The sequence below is a fragment of the Paracnuella aquatica genome (assembly GCF_003332885.2).
Lineage (GTDB): Bacteria > Bacteroidota > Bacteroidia > Chitinophagales > Chitinophagaceae > Flavisolibacter > Flavisolibacter aquaticus.
The window spans coordinates 584,105-602,860 of record NZ_QOWJ01000001.1 but is presented as its reverse complement, the minus strand read 5'-3'; the positions used below and the strand labels follow the sequence as shown (position 1 = coordinate 602,860).

The 18,756-nt window shown below is 48.8% G+C and carries 15 protein-coding genes and 1 tRNA gene; 7 read left to right on the top strand and 9 right to left on the bottom strand.

Annotated elements, in window-relative coordinates; all coding sequences use genetic code 11:
* Window positions 1–55 precede the first annotated feature (55 nt).
* The 4 genes from DRJ53_RS02645 to DRJ53_RS02625 all read right to left on the bottom strand — a co-directional run bounded on the left by DRJ53_RS02645 (window position 56) and on the right by DRJ53_RS02625 (window position 6,879).
* Window positions 56–754, bottom strand: coding sequence for a type 1 glutamine amidotransferase domain-containing protein (locus DRJ53_RS02645; protein WP_114234011.1), 699 nt, complete (start codon window positions 752–754; stop codon window positions 56–58).
* Between the two features lie 69 nt (window positions 755–823).
* Window positions 824–1,822 carry an NADP-dependent oxidoreductase gene (locus DRJ53_RS02640; protein WP_114234010.1) on the bottom strand — a complete coding sequence of 333 codons (999 nt, stop codon included), beginning with the start codon at window positions 1,820–1,822 and terminating at the stop codon, window positions 824–826.
* 465 nt (window positions 1,823–2,287) lie between these two features.
* A complete protein-coding gene (locus DRJ53_RS02630) occupies window positions 2,288–4,030 on the bottom strand; it encodes an amidohydrolase family protein (protein ID WP_114234008.1) in 1,743 nt (580 codons plus the stop codon).
* A 5-nt stretch (window positions 4,031–4,035) separates the two neighbouring features.
* A complete protein-coding gene (locus DRJ53_RS02625; protein ID WP_114234007.1) occupies window positions 4,036–6,879 on the bottom strand; it encodes a S8 family serine peptidase in 2,844 nt (947 codons plus the stop codon).
* 215 nt (window positions 6,880–7,094) lie between these two features.
* Here DRJ53_RS02625 and DRJ53_RS02620 point away from each other — a divergent pair.
* The 6 genes from DRJ53_RS02620 (at window position 7,095) to DRJ53_RS02595 (ending at window position 13,137) form a co-directional block, all read left to right on the top strand.
* Window positions 7,095–7,181 (top strand) — tRNA-Ser (locus tag DRJ53_RS02620).
* Window positions 7,182–7,316: 135 nt separating this feature from the next.
* A complete protein-coding gene (locus tag DRJ53_RS02615; RefSeq protein ID WP_114234006.1) occupies window positions 7,317–8,102 on the top strand; it encodes an SDR family oxidoreductase in 786 nt (261 codons plus the stop codon).
* A gap of 80 nt (window positions 8,103–8,182) precedes the next feature.
* Window positions 8,183–8,386 (top strand): hypothetical protein, encoded by a 204-nt coding sequence (locus DRJ53_RS02610; protein ID WP_123893312.1) that lies wholly within the window; start codon window positions 8,183–8,185, stop codon window positions 8,384–8,386.
* A gap of 103 nt (window positions 8,387–8,489) precedes the next feature.
* Complete coding sequence (kynU, locus tag DRJ53_RS02605; protein WP_114234004.1) at window positions 8,490–9,770, top strand: kynureninase; 1,281 nt, start codon at window positions 8,490–8,492, stop codon at window positions 9,768–9,770.
* 50 nt (window positions 9,771–9,820) lie between these two features.
* Window positions 9,821–10,627: an orotidine-5'-phosphate decarboxylase gene (pyrF, locus tag DRJ53_RS02600; protein WP_114234003.1), complete on the top strand. Its 807-nt coding sequence runs from the start codon at window positions 9,821–9,823 to the stop codon at window positions 10,625–10,627.
* Between the two features lie 53 nt (window positions 10,628–10,680).
* Window positions 10,681–13,137, top strand: coding sequence for a S9 family peptidase (locus DRJ53_RS02595; protein ID WP_114234002.1), 2,457 nt, complete (start codon window positions 10,681–10,683; stop codon window positions 13,135–13,137).
* A gap of 51 nt (window positions 13,138–13,188) precedes the next feature.
* On the opposite strand, the gene DRJ53_RS02590 is transcribed toward DRJ53_RS02595, so the two are convergent.
* A complete protein-coding gene (locus tag DRJ53_RS02590; protein ID WP_114234428.1) occupies window positions 13,189–14,997 on the bottom strand; it encodes a nitronate monooxygenase family protein in 1,809 nt (602 codons plus the stop codon).
* A gap of 173 nt (window positions 14,998–15,170) precedes the next feature.
* On the opposite strand from DRJ53_RS02590, the gene DRJ53_RS02585 reads away from it, so the two are divergent.
* Complete coding sequence (locus DRJ53_RS02585) at window positions 15,171–15,662, top strand: CAP domain-containing protein (RefSeq protein ID WP_114234001.1); 492 nt, start codon at window positions 15,171–15,173, stop codon at window positions 15,660–15,662.
* Window positions 15,663–15,771: 109 nt separating this feature from the next.
* Here the strand turns inward: DRJ53_RS02585 and dapB are convergent, their stop codons facing one another.
* The 4 genes from dapB to DRJ53_RS02565 form a co-directional block, all read right to left on the bottom strand.
* On the bottom strand, window positions 15,772–16,506 hold the full coding sequence (dapB, locus tag DRJ53_RS02580) for a 4-hydroxy-tetrahydrodipicolinate reductase (protein WP_114234000.1): 735 nt from the start codon (window positions 16,504–16,506) through the stop codon (window positions 15,772–15,774).
* Between the two features lie 14 nt (window positions 16,507–16,520).
* On the bottom strand, window positions 16,521–17,195 hold the full coding sequence (locus DRJ53_RS02575; protein WP_114233999.1) for a DUF5683 domain-containing protein: 675 nt from the start codon (window positions 17,193–17,195) through the stop codon (window positions 16,521–16,523).
* A 140-nt stretch (window positions 17,196–17,335) separates the two neighbouring features.
* Window positions 17,336–18,256: a ParB/RepB/Spo0J family partition protein gene (locus DRJ53_RS02570; protein WP_114233998.1), complete on the bottom strand. Its 921-nt coding sequence runs from the start codon at window positions 18,254–18,256 to the stop codon at window positions 17,336–17,338.
* Between the two features lie 46 nt (window positions 18,257–18,302).
* Complete coding sequence (locus DRJ53_RS02565; protein WP_114233997.1) at window positions 18,303–18,665, bottom strand: four helix bundle protein; 363 nt, start codon at window positions 18,663–18,665, stop codon at window positions 18,303–18,305.
* Window positions 18,666–18,756: the final 91 nt, after the last annotated feature.

Sequence of the window (18,756 nt, the reverse complement as noted above, 5' to 3'; positions counted from 1 at the left end):
GTGCACCAGCAACGATTTATTCTATCGCTGGTGCATTTTGCTGAATCATGCGTAACTAATTACCTGGCGCTGTATTTTTCTTAAGTAAAGCCAATAATCTTTCCGCTGCCTCTTCGCTGCTGGCCGGATTTTGCCCGGTGATGAGCATACTGTCTTCTACTACATAAGGACCCCAATCGCTGCCTTTGGAATAGTGGCCGCCCCTTGCCTTCAATTCATCTTCCAGCAGGTAGGGCACCACGTCGGTCAATTGCACGCCTTCTTCTTCTGTGTTGGTAAATCCGGTTACCTTTTTTCCTTTCACCAACGGCTCATCATTTTCGTCTTTCACATTCAACAAGGCAGATGGCGCATGGCACACTGCTGCCACAGGTTTGCCAGCCGACCAAAAGTTTTGTATCAATGCAATCGAATTTTTGTCCTCATAAAGGTCCCACATAGGCCCATGCCCACCAGGATAAAATACAGCATCAAAGTCGGCCGCGTTCACATCTGCAAGTTTTTTTGTGTTGGCCATTTTTTCTTTCAATGCCGCATCTGCATAGTACCGTTTCGTAGCTGCTGTTTGCGCATCCGGTGCTTCGCTTTTAGGATCGATGGGAGGCTGGCCGCCCTTGGGCGATCCAATGGTAATGTCGGCACCCGCATCTGCCATTACATAATAAGGGGCAGCAAATTCCTCTACCCAAAATCCGGTCTTCTTGCCGGTGTTGCCTAACTCGCTATGTGAGGTCAGTACAAATAATACTTTCATGATCTTGATTTTAAAGTGAACAATAAAGCTGTTTGCAATATTTTGAAAACTGTTTTAGGGAAAATGCGGTCAGGCCTCAACGATCATTTTGCCTGTGTTTTCGCCTTTGAACAATCCAAGCAGGGCATTTGGAAGATTTTCGAAGCCATGCTCAATCGTCTCGGTAGTTTTCAATTTACCTTTCCTGATCCATTGCGCCAGGTGTTGCATGCCTTCAGGAAATTGTTCCTGAAAATTGCCGACAATAAAACCTTGCATCAATACGCTACGGGTAAGTAAGATCGGTTGTATCCGGGGCCCCATGGGTGCTTCCGTAGCATTATATAAAGAAATCTGTCCGCACAATGGGATCCTTGCATGGAAGTTTATATTCTTGATAACCGCGTCTGAAATTTCGCCGCCCACATTATCAAAGTAAACATCAACGCCGTTTGGACAGGCCGCCGCAATGGCTTTATTCATATCGGAGGCAGTTTTGTAATTGATCGCAGCATCAAATCCAAACTCAGTGGTCAATAGTTTTGTTTTCTCATCCGATCCGGCAATACCCACCACCCGGCATCCCTGAATTTTAGCAATTTGTCCGACCACGATTCCAACCGCCCCTGCGGCCCCGGAAACAACTACAGTTTCGCCGGCTTTAGGCTTGCCGATATGCATCAACCCAAAATAAGCCGTTAATCCCGTCATGCCCAGTACGCCGAGGTAGTAACTGGGAGGCGCCAGGGTGGCATCTATTTTTCTGGCTTCCTTTTCCGTTGCAATAAAGTCTTTTTGCCAGGGAAAATTGCCCACCACCAGATCACCGGCTTTATATTGATCGGATTTACTCTCCATTACTTTAGCCACTACGCCTCCATAAATTGGCTTGTCAATTTCAAAAGGCGGAGCATAAGATTTTGCATCGTTCATACGGCCGCGCATATACGGGTCAACTGAATAGTACAGGCCCTTCAGCAATAGCTCCCCGGCCTTTATTTCCGGAAGTTCAACTTGCGTCATCCGAAAGTCGGTACCGACCGGCAAACCTTTTGGTCTGGATGCCAATACGATTTGTTCAGTTGTCATCTTTTTTGATTTAGTATGTGAAGTAATTCCGGTAACAAGCGTAGTATACCAGTACCTAAATTTCGGCTAATTGTTGGCTGGTTTTATATTTAATAAAACCAGTTATTTGTCATGCGGCTTTGAAGCGGTTGTACACCACACAACAACGTTTTGAGCAAAAAAGTTGAACGAAGCGGTGATCCGTTGTAAAGTTTTACTCGGGCTGGGCGTTTCCTTCCTACCAGGTTGTATCCGGTTATGCAACTAAAAGAATGTTTTATTGGCAAAACGGCTATTTCGATGCAATCGTTCACAATTTTGAAACCAGCTACAGCTTTCAAAATCTATTCCCCATATTCATGCAAAAAAGCCCCTGATCAAATTATCAGGGGCCTTTTTATTAATGGTTTTACTTGCACATGCGCTACCTGTTCTTATCTGAACAGCACCAATCTCCACATGGCCGCGTCGATATTTTTTATATACTTAAATACCCCAATTATTGTTGAACCGCATCAGCAACCTGATGCCATTGATGCTTAAAACCTTATCAATAACGGATTCCAGATACTTTCGGTCCACCGTGCCGTTCCGGTCATAGCGCAGCGCTTTTTCATGTTCGTAAAATGGCAGCGTTTTATCCGCCTGTGGCAGGTAACGCATCAACTCGCCTTTCAGCCGGTCGATCTGCGTTATATTTTTTACTGAGTTAATTGGATTGATCAACCCATCGAAGTCCGATCCAATGCAGAGGTAATCCCAGGGCGAAGGGTCGTCCACATCGGCGGGGCCTGCAATGCCTGCGTTCAAGCCCACCCTTACCGCATGCACCAGGTGCAGCGCCAGCAGCATAGAGTGGCGTTCCCTGGGCAGCGGCACCACTCTTTGCAAGCCTTCCAGCAACACGGCTTCTGCACCAGGCACTTGCCCGTTTTCAAACAGTTTGGTGTACTCTTCCCGCGCCAGGTGTTCGGGTTCATAATGCGATTTACGTTTGCCGTCTAAAAACATCTTGCGGGTTCCCAGCACCCGTTGGTCCAACGAAATGCCGATCATTCCATTGGTGTTGAAAATTTCTTCAATTTCTTCGTCAAACAGGTTGATGGTCCAAGGGTTGCCAAACAAGTCTTCGTTGTTGTGGTCATCGGTTTTACCAATCTTGCGTTCCTGTGCAGCGATGGTGGTTACCGGCAGGCCTTCACCATCGGTGTCCACCTGTGGCAGGTATTGCTGGTTGCCAATAAAATTGGAGTAAGTGGTGAACGTAAAGCCGGTGTGCGAAGAAATGACCGGCAGTTTGGCAACCTGTTGGTGTTCTTCCGCAAGTTTTGCGCGGTATCGATAGTACTGAAGCCTTGAATAAAGGCTCATGTGTTTTACATCAATTAAAATGGGCTTAGCCGTGTGGGTAAGGGCCTGTCGTACCAGCTTTTTACCCAGGAAAGTCAACCCGCATTCGGTAGCCGGGTGAAAGTCGGGGCTTTTGAACGCTTTTTGCGCCGACATATTAAGGCCTTGTGCAAAACCACTCAATTGCATTTCCGGAATGCGGCTCAGGTGGCTCAGGTTGATCGCCATAAAATCAACATCCTCCCGGTCCTGTAATTTTTTCAGTGTTTCTTCCGGCGTCTGGTGAATCAAACCCTGTTGGTTTCGGATGGGCACTTCGCTCAGGTTGTGACCGCCTTCGATGGAAAGCGCAAACCAGCGGCTGCCTTTATAATTTTGTTGTTGTTTGATGGCGTCCTGCATATTGGCATTCGCCCTTTTGCGGATGGCTTCCCACACACCGGGCTCTTCGCGGTCTTTGGAGCGGTTGAGCAGCAGCATGTCCCAATCTTTGCCGTGTGTTTGGATTGTATCGCGTGTAAACGTTACCTGCTTTTGAAAAAGCTCGTGGTAGCTTACTTCGCTGTTCTTTATTTGCTGTACCATTTTCGGGTCCAAGGGCAGTGCCTTTTCCAATCGAAAACCCGGTATGCGCATCATTCTTTTTACAAACGCATGCTCCACAGATAAGATGGCGATCAATCCAAATTTTAGCGGGCTTTGCAACACCATTTGCGGCGACGCCTGGCTTTCAAACGGGCCACCAAAAGCAGAGTCCAGCAAATCAGCAAATCCTTTTACATCGATGTTTTGATTGACATCGGTGTGTTCATTCGCATCCGTGTCTCCGGATATGGCATGTTTGAAAAGGAGGTGAAAATGAAAATCAAAATGTGCCATGTGGATTATGCTTTTGCATTTTGAAGAATAAGATTGTTCAGTACCTGCAAGCGGCTAATCGCCTCGTCAGGTGAAAGTGCAGCATCGCTTTCAAGCAACGAGCCCCCACCAAAAAGGAGTGTCTCCTGCGTTTTGGAAAAATCACTCAGCGTAGCAGTGGCTGCAGCCGATTCCATCGCTTCCATACCAAACAGCCGGCGCAAGCCGCCATGTGCCAAGTTCCAATACGATTTAAACAACTCCGTCCATCCTTGCAGCGATGCAATAAAATGGTGCTCGTTCCATCCATCGTAAGCGTATTTCAGTCCTGCAATCATTTCCGGTGTCGGCCTGCCTTTTTTGCTGTTCAGCAACGCATCCACATTCAGTATACCCGCGCCATAGCCGCGTTTGGGCAGTTTATCGTGCTGTCTTGCTGTTTGGGTAATTGCAGTCCTGAATGCCTCCACACGTTGCCAGCCTTTCACGTCCAGCAATTCTGTTTTATATTTTGCCAGCCACAGAGCTGCAGCTGCGGCCACATGCGGCGTGGCGTACGATGTTCCGCTGCCATATGCAAAATCGTCCAGCCGGGTACCGTTGGGTCCTTTGGCAAAAATGGGCACATACACATCTTGTCCCGGTGCCGTAATATCCACTGCATCGCCCACACTTGATTTTGGCCAGGGGCCATTATCCGGGTTGTGTGCCGCCACTGCAATGGTACCGGGAAATACAGCCGGCGCCACCACAAATTTTACCTCATTCCCTGCAGCGCAACACCAGATCACGCCGGCATCGTATGTTTTTTTTGCAAGCCGCGCCGTAGTGATGGTTGAGGCGGTGCCCATACTCATGGTCATTACCTGCACGCCTGATGCAATGGCGCGGTCCACAGCTTTGGCCAGTTCTTTTTGCCGGTTCAGAAGCAACACCGTTTCTGCAATGCGAAAGGGAATGATGCGTGAACCTGCTTTGGATATCAGTCCGTAATTGCCATCGTGTTGTGTTGCGCTGTCGCTTAAATCAAAAAGCGGTTGTTTACCGATTAATATGCTGCCGGTTCGGGTACCGTGGCCAGGAAACTTGAGCACGCCGCCTTGCAATTCATCTGGTGCATCGGCGTCGTTGTCAATCAAATCAACATCAAGGTCCTGATCAAAACCGCCCACCACTTTAAAATGGTTCGTAAAACCCGTGTCAAGCTGCGCAATGAATACCGGGTTTTCTTTTAAAAAAGAAAAGTCTTCATCGGTGAGTTTGTCAAAGCGGGCAGCATCATGGTTCCACCGCCTAAACTCGTGGGCTTTGCGGCCTTTTACAAACTCGGCTTCCGCCCACTCTTTTTGAAATGCTTCTTCGTTCCAGGAGGCAAATTCATCTTCCCAAACTTTATCCTTTACACCGGATTCATATACCGACTCCGTACCTGCGCCGCCTTCCCGTTTTTCAATGTAGGTATTCAGCGCCAGCGGCACATCGGCTTCCGCCGCTTGTATGTAAGTGAACCGGGTAAGTTCCGCGGCTTCATCCGACAGCGAAATTTTTGGCGAAGCAACAAACTCGAACAATTCATCGGCGCCATCGATTGCGGTAGCCGGCGTCAGCAACTGGATTTTGATCGGCCGGCCATATCGTGCGGTTAAAAATGCATTGACCTGTTGAATGCTTTCCGGCTTGTTTTTTACCAGTATAATAAAAGAGGTAAGCTCATTTGCCTGCAGCCCGTCGCTTTTGTTTATGGCTGTTCTTTCCATGTTGACATTCTGTTTTTCGGTTTTATGATTGCCCGCGGCGTTTACACTTTCTGTTACCATTTTCCCCGCCTCCTGCCTGATCTGCCGGCGGTCGTTGGTGCGGCGCAACACTTTTTGCCGAAAAGGCTCCATCGCTTTTGGCAAAGCCATTTGCTCAATAGCATTGATGATGCAACTTACCCGAACCCCTTCGTTTCCTTCCCACGCAATTTGCTCGTCCGGCGTGCCCGGGTAGGCAACGGCGCCTGATTTTGTTACAGGCCTCCCTTCTGCATTGCGCTTGGGTACGCCTGCATGGTGGAGCGCTATTATTTCGCCGGTTCCCAGCCCGACAACCATGGAGCCCAACGAACCGGGCAAAGTATCGGACTCATAAATAAGATGTGTTTCCGTAAGCTTGAGCAGCGAAATATTTTTCAGTACCACTTTCTTAGGTTCACCTGCCGGGTGCTGAATGGTGATGCATAATTCGCCCATTACAATTTTACCCAGCGTTCCATCAAGCGGGGCAACAGTATAACGGGAAAGGTTAGCCGAAGGATCGACCGCGACCAGTGTAAAGTCAAGACCGGAAGTGGCATCGCCAGCAACCGGCGCAATGGACGACGTACAAAAAAACAATTGCGGGTGCAGGGAAAACTTGTCGGCCTTTTTTAAAATTTTATTCGAATCGAATTCATACCCAAATTCAACTTCCATTCGTTGCGCAGTGGCTTCATCAGGAATCACGTGGTGGTTGGTTATGATGATTCCCTCGGCAACCATAAAGCCGGTGCCCAGGCCGCGGCCGTTTAACGTTAGCCGGCACACAGCGTTTTTGAGATGCGCCAGTTTATCAATGATAAAAGCATCCTGGAAATTGTTGGTACCGTTGATGCGTTCTTCGGCAATATGGCGGGGTGCATGTTCCCGCTCAATCCGCTGGTCCACACGAGCCTTACTGGTATCTATCTGCACCAGCGAGAGCTTGCCCTGGTGCACCAGCTCTATCTGTCGCCTGATTTCTTCTATTTCCTGCAGCCTACTTTCGTAGCGCTGCACTGCCTGCAGTTGTGCTTCAAGTTTGAGTGCATTGATAATGGAAAGTTGGTGATCCAATTCGTCGGTAACCATAGTGCATTGGTTTTGGATGCCGGGTGAAATATTACGATCAATACTAATGCTATTATTTAAAAAATGCAAGCAAGCACAGCTTAGTGTTCCGTTGCTTTGTTGCGACAATCGATAAGGCAACAATTGCGTGGCACTTAATAAATGGACGAAACCAGCAGCCCGCTATTTTTACCTTTTGCAGTATTGCGCCGAACCACTATTTTTGCCGCCCCAGAGGAAAGGTGCCAGAGCGGTCGAATGGGACGGTCTCGAAAACCGTTGTATGGGCAACTGTACCGAGGGTTCGAATCCCTCCCTTTCCGCAAAGCCTGTTTGTATGTGCAAACAGGCTTTTTCGTGTTCAATGAAAACACAAACACTTTACACTTGCGGGCACATTAGCAAGCAACTTGGCGGTACTTTTAACCCTCCAAAACGTCGATACTAAATTTCAAACTATGGATCTATCAATTCGCAATAAAACGGCATTGATATGTGGCAGCACACAGGGCATAGGGCTGGCCATTGCACAGGAACTGGCCCTGTTAGGTGCCACATGTATTTTAATGGCCCGAAGTAGCGAACGTTTGCAGGATGCATTGGCCACACTGAGCACCAGCGATGGGCAACAACACCGCGTTGCACAAGCCGATTTTTCAGTAGCAGGCGCAGTAGAAAAAGCAGTGAACGAGCAACTACAATTTGGTCCCATTCACATTTTGGTCAACAATACCGGCGGCCCAACTGCCGGCCCTATTACCGATGCAGCACCGGCACAATTTGAAGCAGCCTTTTTCCAGCATATTGCTAACAACCAAATATTAGCGCAGGCGCTGCTGCCCGGCATGAAGGAAGCGGGGTATGGCCGCATTATCAACGTAGTGTCTACCTCTGTAAAAATTCCGCTGCCAAACCTAGGCGTATCCAACACCGTCCGTGCCGCAGTGGCAGGCTGGGCTAAGTCGTGGGCCAACGAAGTTGGGCAGTGGGGCATTACAGTAAATAATGTGCTGCCCGGTTTTACCAAAACGGCACGCCTCGACAGCCTGATTGAACACACTGCTGCGGCCAATGGCAAAGAAGCAGCCACTGTGGCAAATGAGATGCAGCAGGCCATTCCAGCCAGGCGTTTTGCCGAAGCCGCCGAAGTAGCTGCGCTGGCTGCGTTTTTAGCAGCACCGGCAGCGGCTTATATCAATGGTACCAGCATCCCGGTGGATGGTGGCAGAACCGGTGCATTTTAGAATGCGTTTTCTATAAATAATTAGTTCGGTTGGAGATTTCCTTTGGCATGCCTATTGTCGCTAAAAACAAAAAAATAGTTATGGCAAGAGATCATGTACCAACACCCGGCGATACGAGCAAAGAGCAGCACCAAACAGGAACGCCCAATAAAATGCAGCCGGAAAACAAGCCGGTGAACGACGACATCACGGAACGGTACACAGCCGACGATCAGGATGTTGCCGACCATGTTCGGACCAATAACCCTAACCGCAATACGGACAAGGACACACAAGGTCATTAGTACTTACAACGGATAAGCCCCGGTAGCCTGGTTTTGCCTAAACCGGCGGCCGGGGCTTATTCTTTCTTTTTGCAGGCTGGCCGCTTTTTTTTTCCTTCGCAACATGCAATTTGAAGCATCGGGCGCCTTTGCCCGCCAGTTGGACGCAGCAGATGAACTGGCCCCTTTCCGCAACGAATTCTTGATTCCCGAAAGGAACGGCAGAGCACAGATTTATTTTCTAGGCAATTCGCTTGGTTTGCAGCCGCGGCAAACAGCGCAGCACCTGCACCAGGTGTTAGATCAATGGGCGCACTGGGGCGTGGAAGGCTTTTTTATGGGCAGCGATCCATGGCTCCAGTACCACGATAAATTGGTGGAGCCACTTGCTAATATTGTGGGTGCGTTGCCTTCCGAAATTGTGGTGATGAATTCGCTGACGGTAAACTTGCACCTGCTGCTGGTATCATTTTACAAACCAGAAGGCAGGCGCAATAAAATTTTGTGCGAAGCCAAAGCTTTTCCTTCCGATCAATACCTGTTGGAAACGCATGTGCGCCAACGCGGTTTCGATCCCGCCGATGTGATTATTGAAGTGCAGCCGGAAGATGGTCAAACTGAAATAACTACGGCTGCCATACTTGCGGCTATTGATCAACACCGCGATAGCCTGGCGCTGGTATTTTGGGGTGGTGTCAACTATTACACGGGTCAGGCGTTTGACATGCAATCAATAACGTCGGCCGCACATGATGCAGGCGCACTCTGTGGATTCGACCTGGCGCATGCAGCCGGAAATATATCGCTGCAACTACACGAATGGGATGTTGATTTTGCAGCTTGGTGTTCGTACAAATATCTCAACTCCGGACCGGGTGCAATTGGTGGTTGTTATATTCACCAACGTTACCACAAAGATGACTCACTACAGCGGTTTGCCGGCTGGTGGGGTTATCAAAAAGAAACGCGTTTCCTCATGCAAAAAGGTTTTGTGCCCATTGCATCGGCCGAAGGTTGGCAATTGAGCACACCATCGCCACTATTATACGCGGCGCATTTTGCAGCATTACAACTATTTGCTCGAGCCGGCATGGATCGCCTTGCATCAAAAGGGCAACAATTAAGCGATTACCTTCTTTTTTTATTACAAAAAATTGAGAGTGCCAACAGGGGCCTGTTGCATATTATTACACGCAGCAGTGCAAAAGGTTGCCAGGTGTCGATACTCGTACCCAATATTGGCAAGCAGGTGTTTCAGTACATTACCGATAAAGGCGTGTTTGCCGATTGGCGTGAACCCGACGTGATCCGCGTGGCACCGGTGTCGCTTTATAACACCTTCGAGGAAGTGTTTCTTTTTTGCCAATACCTCGAAGAAGGACTGGCAGCCGCATCCGCAAAATAATAGCCCGCTGTCAACACATTTTGCATAAACATTTTTACACCCAATAATACATGACCCGCCAGCAACTGACCGAACAAATTTTTTCGAAAGGCACTTATCTCTGTGTCGGATTAGATACCGACCTGGAAAAAATTCCGGTGCACCTGCGCCATCAGCCTGATGCGATTTTAGCGTTCAATAAAGCGATCATTGATGCAACGAAAGATCATTGCGTAGCTTATAAAATCAACACCGCATTTTATGAAGTGCATGGAGCGAAGGGATGGGAAATAATGGAGCAAACGGTGGCCTATATTCCGGACACACATTTCACTATTGCCGATGCCAAACGCGGCGACATCGGCAACACTTCGGCGCAATATGCAAAAGCATTTTTTGAAACACTGAATTTTGACTCCATTACCGTTGCGCCATATATGGGAGAGGATAGCATCCGGCCGTTTCTGGAATACACAGGCAAGTGGACCATTGTGCTGGGGCTTACTTCCAACAAGGGTGCCGATGATTTTGAACGCCAGCCTTGCGGCGATGGCTTGTTGTACGAGCAGGTGCTCACCAAAGTATCCGGTTGGGGCAATCCTGATAACCTGATGTTTGTAATCGGCGCCACGCAGGCCGCAGCTTTTGAAAACATCCGCAAAATTGCACCGCAGCATTTTTACCTGGTGCCCGGCGTTGGCGCACAAGGCGGTAGCTTGGCCGACATTTCCAGCAAGGCTATGACCCAAGATTGCGGCCTTTTAGTAAACGCAAGCCGTGCCGTGATTTATGCCGGTTCGGGCGAAGACTTTGCCGAAAAAGCCGGCGCCGCCGCGGCACAGTACGCTGCCGAAATGAAAAGCTACCTGATCCGGTAAATTAAATAACTTGCTGCTGCAGATTTTTAAAGTTTAAACTTGTTTCAGTTCACATGAGATTTTTTTCAACCCTTGTGTTGTGCCTGGCACTCATTTATTCCCATGCCCAACAAGCCACCGAGCCCAATTACCAAATGGCCGCCCGGTTCTCGCCCAAGAAATTAGACAAACTTATTTTCAGCACTGCCGTTGACCCGCATTGGTTAAAAAACGGCGACCGCTTTTGGTACGAATGGTCTACATCCAGCGGCAAAACCTGGTACCTCGTAGATGCCGCTAAAGGCCAAAAACGCCCGCTATTCGACAATGAAAAGATGGCTGCCGAGATCACCAAGATTGTGAAAGATCCGTTTGATGCGCAACACCTCAGCATCGACAGCATGCGTTTCATTGGCGATGAAACCCGCATCCAGTTTGAAGTAAAAAGCACACAGGAAATTGAACGCCGCGACAGCACCAAAAAAGATGCAAAGCCGGTGAAAGAAAGAAAGGTGCATTATTTCGAATACAACCTCAATACAGGCCAACTAACCGAACTGACCGGTTTTAAAAAGCCGAAAAGAAAACCGTCCTGGGCTTCGATTTCACCGGATGGTCAAACCATTTTGTTTGCCCGCCGTTTTAACCTCTACATGATGGACCGCGCCAACTACGAAAAGGCGCTGCAGAATGAGTCCGACAGTACTATTGTGGAGCAGCAATTGACGACTGACGGCATCGAGTTTTTTGGCTTTGGCGAAAGCAACAGCGAAACAAATATCGATAAGGAAAAAAATAAGGATAAGCGCAAAAGTGCATTCGCTTATTGGAGCCCCGATTCAAAACATTTTGCAGTGATCCGCACCGACAACCGGCAGGTAAAACCGTTGTGGGTAATTAATTCAATTGCGGAGCCAAGGCCTACGCTGGAAACCTACAAGTACCACATGCCCGGCGAAAAAGAAGCGCCGATTCCTCAGGTGTTGCTATTTAATGTACAAAGTAAACAACGCCGCGAACTGGACATCAAACAATTCAAAGACCAGGTGATCAACCTGCAAGCCGCGCCGGTAAAAGAAAGCAGCCGCGATGATGAATACCGTACGCTTACCTGGCTGGGCACACCCAACCAGTTGTACTTCTACCGCACCAGCCGCGACCTGAAGCGCATTGACCTCTGCTCGGTTAACATTACTACCGGTGCCGTACAACCGCTTATTCGCGAAGAGCTGAATACTTACATCGAAACCCGCAGGCCTGGTTTGGTAAACGGTGGACAGGAATTGATCCACTGGAGCGAACGCGACGGCTGGGCGCATTTTTACCTGTATGATGGTGCCGGCAAACTGAAAAACCAGATCACATCCGGTGCCTGGCACTGCGAAGACATTGTGGGCATTGACGAAAAAGCAAGGGTGCTGTATTTCTCAGCCAATGGCCGGGAGAAAGGCGAGGATCCTTATTACATCCACCTGTACCGCGTTAATTTCGACGGTACTGGTTTGCGCCTGCTCAACCCTGGCGACTTTGAGCATGAAATGAGCATGGCCGATTCGCGTAATTATTTTGTCAACAGCTTTTCGCGGGTAAACACGGTACCAAAATCCGTGTTATTTACCTCCGATGGCCGCAAAGTAATGGACCTGGAAACGGCCGACCTGTCTGCGTTGTTCAGCACCGGCTACAGGTTCCCCGAAATTTTTAAAGTAAAAGCCGACGATGGTGTGACCGATTTGTATGGGGTGATGTACAAGCCGTTCAACTTCGACTCGACGAAAAAATACCCGGTAATTGAGTATGTGTATCCTGGCCCGCAAACCGAGGCGGTGAACAAAGCTTTTGGCCGCGGCATGGATCGCATCGACCGCCTGGCGCAAGTAGGATTTGTGGTAGTAACCGTGGGCAACCGCGGCGGACACCCCAGCCGCAGCAAATGGTACCACAACTACGGCTACGGCAACCTGCGCGATTATGGCCTTGCTGATAAAAAAGCAGCCGTGGAGCAACTGGGCGATCGCTACCCGTTCATTGATGTTTCCCGTGTGGGCATTCACGGGCATTCGGGTGGTGGCTTTATGAGCACTGCTGCACTGCTGGTGTACCCCGACTTTTTTAAAGTGGCGGTATCCACTGCTGGCAACCACGACAACTCGATTTACAACCGCTGGTGGAGTGAAAAACACCACGGCGTAAAAGAAGTGGTGGGTGAAAAAGGCGATACCACATTTACCTATGCCATTGATAAAAACCCAGAGTTGGCAAAGAACCTGAAAGGCCGCCTGATGCTGATGCACGGCGACATTGACAACAACGTTCACCCAGGCAATACCATCCGCATGGCCAATGCTTTGATCAAAGCAAACAAGCGTTTCGATCTGGTGATCTTGCCCGGTCAGCGGCACGCATTTGGCGATATGACCGAGTACTCGTTCTGGCGTATGGCCGACTACTTCAGCGAGCACTTGCTGGGAAAGAAAGACTTCCCGGTAAGCATTGAAGAAATGGACCGAGAGGTAGAGCGGAAAAAATAAAAAGCATAAAAAAAGCGCAGATCATTTCTGCGCTTTTTTTATGCTTTTTTGTTAGGCTGGTTGTGCCACTTTTTGCGGCAGCAAACTTTCCAGCTTTTGTTTTGCACTGTTTAATGCTTGCATAAAAATGGCCTGCTGATTTTGGTCGTTCGTAATTTGTTCAACTATGTTACCATAGTACGCAATGCCTTCCTGCAGGTTTTGAATGAATGTGATCAACTGTTTGGAAAGACCATCCTTTAAAGTATGTGCTTGCTCGGCCATCTGTTCCTGCAAATAACCTAAATACAGCCCTAATTCTTTGATCAAAAAATGCGGCCTTTTGGCATTGGAAATTATGTTGGTGCGGCCATAAATATGATCCGTCATTTGCTGCAACGTCACCTCCTTGTCGAAGTAAGCCGTGTTGGGCCCGGGGCAAATGGTAACGCCTTCCTGCCTTTTTAAAATGGGCAACTGGTAAGCCTTTACCGCCGAATTGATCAGGCCAACACAGAGGCATTCCTTATCGAGAATTTTTTGTTTTTGCAGCGCATAATCTGGAGCCGGTTCTGGGTTGCCGTTCAATTGCGCCAATTTCAGCCGTTGGTACTTTACCGACGCGGTGCAAATGGGCTCTTTGGTAAATTCAGTATTCGACACGAGGTGCTTTTCGGTGCAGGGGCTGCCGGCTTTGCCACTCATTATGCGATCCAGTTTTTCCTGTTCGCCAGTGGTGTTTTTTAAGTAATGAAACCGCACGCCCAATGGTGAATTGTGGCTCAGCACAATGTCGCCTTCGCCGGCAGCGCACAATTGCTGCAACGTTTCCGCATCAACTGTTGTTGCCTCGGGGCACAGCAGAAATGGCGAACCCCACCCAGTGCTTTCAATCCCATACTGTGTTTGTAAAAATGCTGCTTCTTCGGTCGTGCCTATGCCGCCCTGCACCGTGAATTTGATAGGGTGCGGTTGGTGAAAGTGGGCGCCTGTTTTGGCCGCAATGGCAGGAGCGTAGAGGGCAAACAGTGCATCGGAAAGTTCGGCTTTTTTATCTTTAAATTCCTGCAGGATGGGACCCAGTAAAAAGCCTTCGGTGGCAAATGCATGTCCGCCGCAGTTCAGGCCCGACTCAATGCGAAACTCGCTGACCCAAATCCCCTTTTTCGCCAGGTATTTTCCCTGGATCAAGGCCGACCGATAGTCGCTTACTTTGATGACTACTTTTTTTGAAAATTCACCAGTTGGCGTTGCATCGAGTTGCCGAAATAATTCGAGGTAATTGAATAATCTTGGATTCAATCCGGCTGAAAAAACGATCGAAGAGTCGGTGAGGTCACTGCTCATGTATCCACGCAGCGCAGCCGATGCATCGGACCCGTTTTCAATTGCTACACCTTCCTTGTTGTAGTTCGCTTTATCCACCTTGGTCATGATGTTTACATCAATCGCCCCCGGTGTGATCTGCTGGCGCAGCCATTGTTGTTGGCCGTATTGGATTGCCGCATCTTTTGTTTGCAGCATAGTTTGGTAAGCGTGTTGCAGAAAACTTCCGGGCGGCAGCATTTCAAAATATTTGGCAATTTCGCTGCCTGCTTCAAAGGCCTGCTGTTTCAATATGCTCACCTGCTCCTGCACTATTTGCTGCACCATGTTGAGGTACTCGGTGATGCGCCGTGCCCGGTAATCTTCTTCTTTATTGGAAATAGGCACAAATGGCCGGTCGAGCTTTTGGCAATAATAATGGCGCATCATTTCAATAAGCCGGTCTTCAACAATGGAAATAACTGATGCAATTCCAAAGCGGGCAACTTTAATGGGGGAGTCGATGGTGTAAGCCAATCCCATAACCGGGATGTGAAACTGGTGCGGTGACTGCATGCCTTTGAATAAGTTTTGGCCCAAAGAGAAGGTATATTTTCCGCCCACTATATGACCGGTATCATTGGGCTGTTTCCAAATTTTTTCATAAGGTGACAAACCAACATTTTTTTAACGGCGCACCTGCAATTTTTAGGCGTTGTCATTTGTTATGGTGGAGTAAGACTGATCCTATGCCGTACAACATCTTGCTTTCCTCGATCCTGACCTTTGCACTATCCGGCGATCCAACGCCGCAGAAGCCTGCATCCCGGCCCATTCCGGGCGAAGGGCTGAACAAAACAACCATTTTAAGGTTGGTAAATAAATTCCGAAGTACCGGTGGCAAATGTGGCGATACATTTTACCCCGCAGCACCTGCACTTACCTGGAACGACCAACTGGAACAGGCTGCGCTGGTGCACAGCAGGGACATGCAAACGCGTAAATATTTCAATCACTATTCGCCGGAAGGCAATAATGCCGGGGAACGCATCGACGCGGCCGGGTACCGGTGGATGACATTTGGCGAAAATATTGGCCTTGGTTATAAAAGCGAGAACGAAGTGGTAGAGGCGTGGAAGCAAAGCCCGGGGCATTGCAAAAACATGCTGAACCCGAAATATAAAGAAATGGGTGTCGCCCGGGTCGGCCAATATTGGACGCAAAATTTTGGATCGAGGTAAACAAAGAAGCCAGTGCACCTGCACTGGCTTCTTTGTTTATTTAAAGTTTGGTGATGTCATTTTACTCACAACAAAATCTGGCGAATAATTGATGTTTATGGCACATTAATTATTGCGTATTTGCGGCGCCTAAACCCAACACATCACTCATTGAAAAAACACCTTTTTTACCGGCCACAAATTCGGCAGCCAGCACGGCGCCCAGTGCAAATCCTTTGCGGCTGTGTGCCGTATGAATGATTTCGATGTCGTCGATCTCCGATGTGTATTTTACATGATGCGTACCCGGAGCCGGGTCCACCCGTTCGCTGATGATGGAGAGTTCGGCACCATTTTGCGCAGGCTCGTTGGTCCATCCCTTTTTGTGCGGAAGGGCCTGCAACACTTGCTCGGCAAGGGTTACAGCGGTGCCGCTGGGTGCATCCAGTTTAGCCGTATGGTGGATTTCTTTTAACGATGCCTCATATTCGGGATGGGTGGCCATCAGGCGTGCCAGCAATTTATTTACCTCGAAAAAAATGTTTACCCCAATGCTGAAGTTGGACGCATGTAAAAACGCTCCGCCATTTTCAACGCACATTTGTTTTGCCTCATCCAGTCGGTCGTTCCAACCGGTGGAGCCCGATACTACCGGCACGCCCCATTGCAGGCATTGCGTTACGTTGGCAAAGGCGCTGTGCGGCGTCGTAAATTCAATGGCCACATCGGCCCGTTGCACCGCTTCTTTTGTAAAATCGGCTGTATTGTCGATGGATATTTTTAATACAATCTCGTGGCCGCGTTCCAGGGCAATGGATTCAATCATTTGCCCCATTTTTCCATAACCGATCAGTGCAATGCGCATATCGTTGCAATTGTTTATTTAAAGGTGAGCACCAGTCCAACACCTCCGGTTCGGGCCACGTCAAAATATCCTGCTTTAAACCGCAGGCTTAAATCCGGACTTACATCAAAAGCTTTAAGGTGTGCATCAACCGTTGCATCCACCACGTTGAGGCCCCAAAGCGCTATAAAGAATAAGAATGAGTAATCAATGTATTTGCGGAAGTTGTTGCGGTTGTAGCGCAGCGACTCCTGGTCATAGGGCATGTATTCCGGCTTGATGCGGATCAGGTCGCTAGTGTCTCTAAAAGGCCCGCGCTGGCTTGGATCATTTGGATTCTGCACCGGCAGCGAAGCTTTATATTTTGCCTGGTAGGCAAAACGCAGGTCGCGGTAGGTTTGAATATTGGTAAAAAAAACATAACCCGACACACCCAAAGCGCCATACACGATGGGCAACTTCCAGTATTTACCATTGTAAATCTGGCCCCAGCCGGGCAGAATGGCCGAACGGATGGCTGCTTTGCGGGGTGAGTGCACTTTTACAACCGAGTCCACTTTGCTGTCGTATACCGGTGGCGCCAGCCGCACCAGCGAATCGGCACGCATCAGGGGCTTGGTCGTATCGGTTTGCACCACCACTTTGCTGTTCTGGTTGAGTGTATCTTTTTGCTGTGCCGCTGCTTTATTCGACATCAACACCAACAGCATTACACAAAACGGGGTAACAACGGTTTTATATAAATTTTCTTTCGCCAACAAGTATTTCTTTCTTGTATAAAAATGTTTCGGTCAGGTATTTGCATGACCATGCGCTTGCACAAAACGCTGCAGCTTCTCAGTCACCGATTTTATTCGATCGTCACATTCATCTGCTCCAGCAGTTTGTTCAACTCCTGCAGCGAATAATAATCGATCGATATTTGGCCGCTGCCGTTCTTGCTGTGTTTCAGCGCCACTTTGGTGCTGAAATGCGTAGCTAGTTTGTCCTCAATTTTTTTATAAACTGGTGGCAGGGAAGGTGTAGCGCCCTTTTTATCATCGGGTGTAGCTTCCTTATACAGGGCCCGCACCAGGTTTTCGGTTTGCCTTACGGACAGGGCTTTTTCCTTGATCTGGTTAAAAATATAAAGTTGCTTGTCCACCGTATCTACGTTGATGAGGGCACGGGCATGGCCCATGCTCAGCTCGCCGCTGCGCACCGCCACTTGGATATCCGGCGGCAATTTGAGCAAACGAATATAGTTGGTCACCGTGCTGCGGTCTTTGCCCATGCGTTCGGCTACCTGCTCCTGCGTATATTCCAACTCTTCCATCATGCGCTTATAGCTTAGCGCCACTTCCATGGCATTGAGGTCTTCGCGTTGGAGGTTTTCAAGCAAGGCCAGTTCCAGCAGTTCCTGGTCGTTGGCCTGGCGGATGTAGGCCGGAATGTCTTTCAGGTCGGCCAGCTTAGCGGCACGCCAACGGCGTTCACCGGAAATAAGGCGGTATTTATTGGCGCCCACTTTCGATACCGTAATGGGCTGGATGATGTCGTGGATCCGGATGGACTGCGCCAGTTCCTGCAGGGCCTGCTCATCAAAATCGCGGCGCGGTTGCTTGGGGTTCGGTTCCACTTGTGCCACCGGGATGCGCAGGATGCCGGTAGCGGCTTCCACCGCGTTTTCTTTCAGGTTGCCCGACGTGTTTTTCAACTCCGAGTCAATGCCTTGCAACAGGGAACGGATTCCTTTACCGAGTAAGTCTTTATTAGGTTTGGGAGTACTCATTATTTAGTTCGTAGTTCAGAGTTCAAAGTTCAGGGTCTGTTTTCATTCAGCAAAAACGATCGGGATTTTGAATCATGAACCAAATCATTTTGCCGACTTCAACGTTTCGGTCTGAAAAATCTTTGAAGACTGCGTCGTTAAAATATTTAAATGCAAAGGCAAAATCAAGCCAGACAGCTGTTTCCGTATTTTCCGATTCGCAATCGGCAAGTTTCGATAAAAAATGTTGCCTGTATTTTCTTCTGCGGTAAGCTTCTGCAAGATTAGCGCAAACAGAGCGGCTCGACCGCCTTATTTGGGAGGTTAAACTAAATTTCTCGTCAGGAAGAAACGCTTGTGAAACCTGATGAATGTCCAGGGCCAACTGAAACGCTTTTTGGTACACAATCAGGTTTTTCAGGTCGCCCATTTAGTTTTAGTTGAAACAGTTTATCAAAGCCATTTGAACAGACAGCAAAAAATTTTTTCGATTGCCAACTCCCGGCTCATAACTCCCGACT

Excerpts from the sequence above, each read along its gene's own strand:
- DRJ53_RS02645 (WP_114234011.1), bottom strand. The coding sequence starts at position 754 with ATGAAAGTATTATTTGTACTGACCTCACATAGCGAGTTAGGCAACACC.
- DRJ53_RS02640 (WP_114234010.1), bottom strand. The coding sequence starts at position 1,822 with ATGACAACTGAACAAATCGTATTGGCATCCAGACCAAAAGGTTTGCCG.
- DRJ53_RS02630 (WP_114234008.1), bottom strand. The coding sequence starts at position 4,030 with ATGGCACATTTTGATTTTCATTTTCACCTCCTTTTCAAACATGCCATA.
- DRJ53_RS02625 (WP_114234007.1), bottom strand. The coding sequence starts at position 6,879 with ATGGTTACCGACGAATTGGATCACCAACTTTCCATTATCAATGCACTC.
- DRJ53_RS02615 (WP_114234006.1), top strand. The coding sequence starts at position 7,317 with ATGGATCTATCAATTCGCAATAAAACGGCATTGATATGTGGCAGCACA.
- DRJ53_RS02610 (WP_123893312.1), top strand. The coding sequence starts at position 8,183 with ATGGCAAGAGATCATGTACCAACACCCGGCGATACGAGCAAAGAGCAG.
- kynU (WP_114234004.1), top strand. The coding sequence starts at position 8,490 with ATGCAATTTGAAGCATCGGGCGCCTTTGCCCGCCAGTTGGACGCAGCA.
- pyrF (WP_114234003.1), top strand. The coding sequence starts at position 9,821 with ATGACCCGCCAGCAACTGACCGAACAAATTTTTTCGAAAGGCACTTAT.
- DRJ53_RS02595 (WP_114234002.1), top strand. The coding sequence starts at position 10,681 with ATGAGATTTTTTTCAACCCTTGTGTTGTGCCTGGCACTCATTTATTCC.
- DRJ53_RS02590 (WP_114234428.1), bottom strand. The coding sequence starts at position 14,997 with ATGCAGTCACCGCACCAGTTTCACATCCCGGTTATGGGATTGGCTTAC.
- DRJ53_RS02585 (WP_114234001.1), top strand. The coding sequence starts at position 15,171 with ATGCCGTACAACATCTTGCTTTCCTCGATCCTGACCTTTGCACTATCC.
- dapB (WP_114234000.1), bottom strand. The coding sequence starts at position 16,506 with ATGCGCATTGCACTGATCGGTTATGGAAAAATGGGGCAAATGATTGAA.
- DRJ53_RS02575 (WP_114233999.1), bottom strand. The coding sequence starts at position 17,195 with ATGCTGTTGGTGTTGATGTCGAATAAAGCAGCGGCACAGCAAAAAGAT.
- DRJ53_RS02570 (WP_114233998.1), bottom strand. The coding sequence starts at position 18,256 with ATGAGTACTCCCAAACCTAATAAAGACTTACTCGGTAAAGGAATCCGT.
- DRJ53_RS02565 (WP_114233997.1), bottom strand. The coding sequence starts at position 18,665 with ATGGGCGACCTGAAAAACCTGATTGTGTACCAAAAAGCGTTTCAGTTG.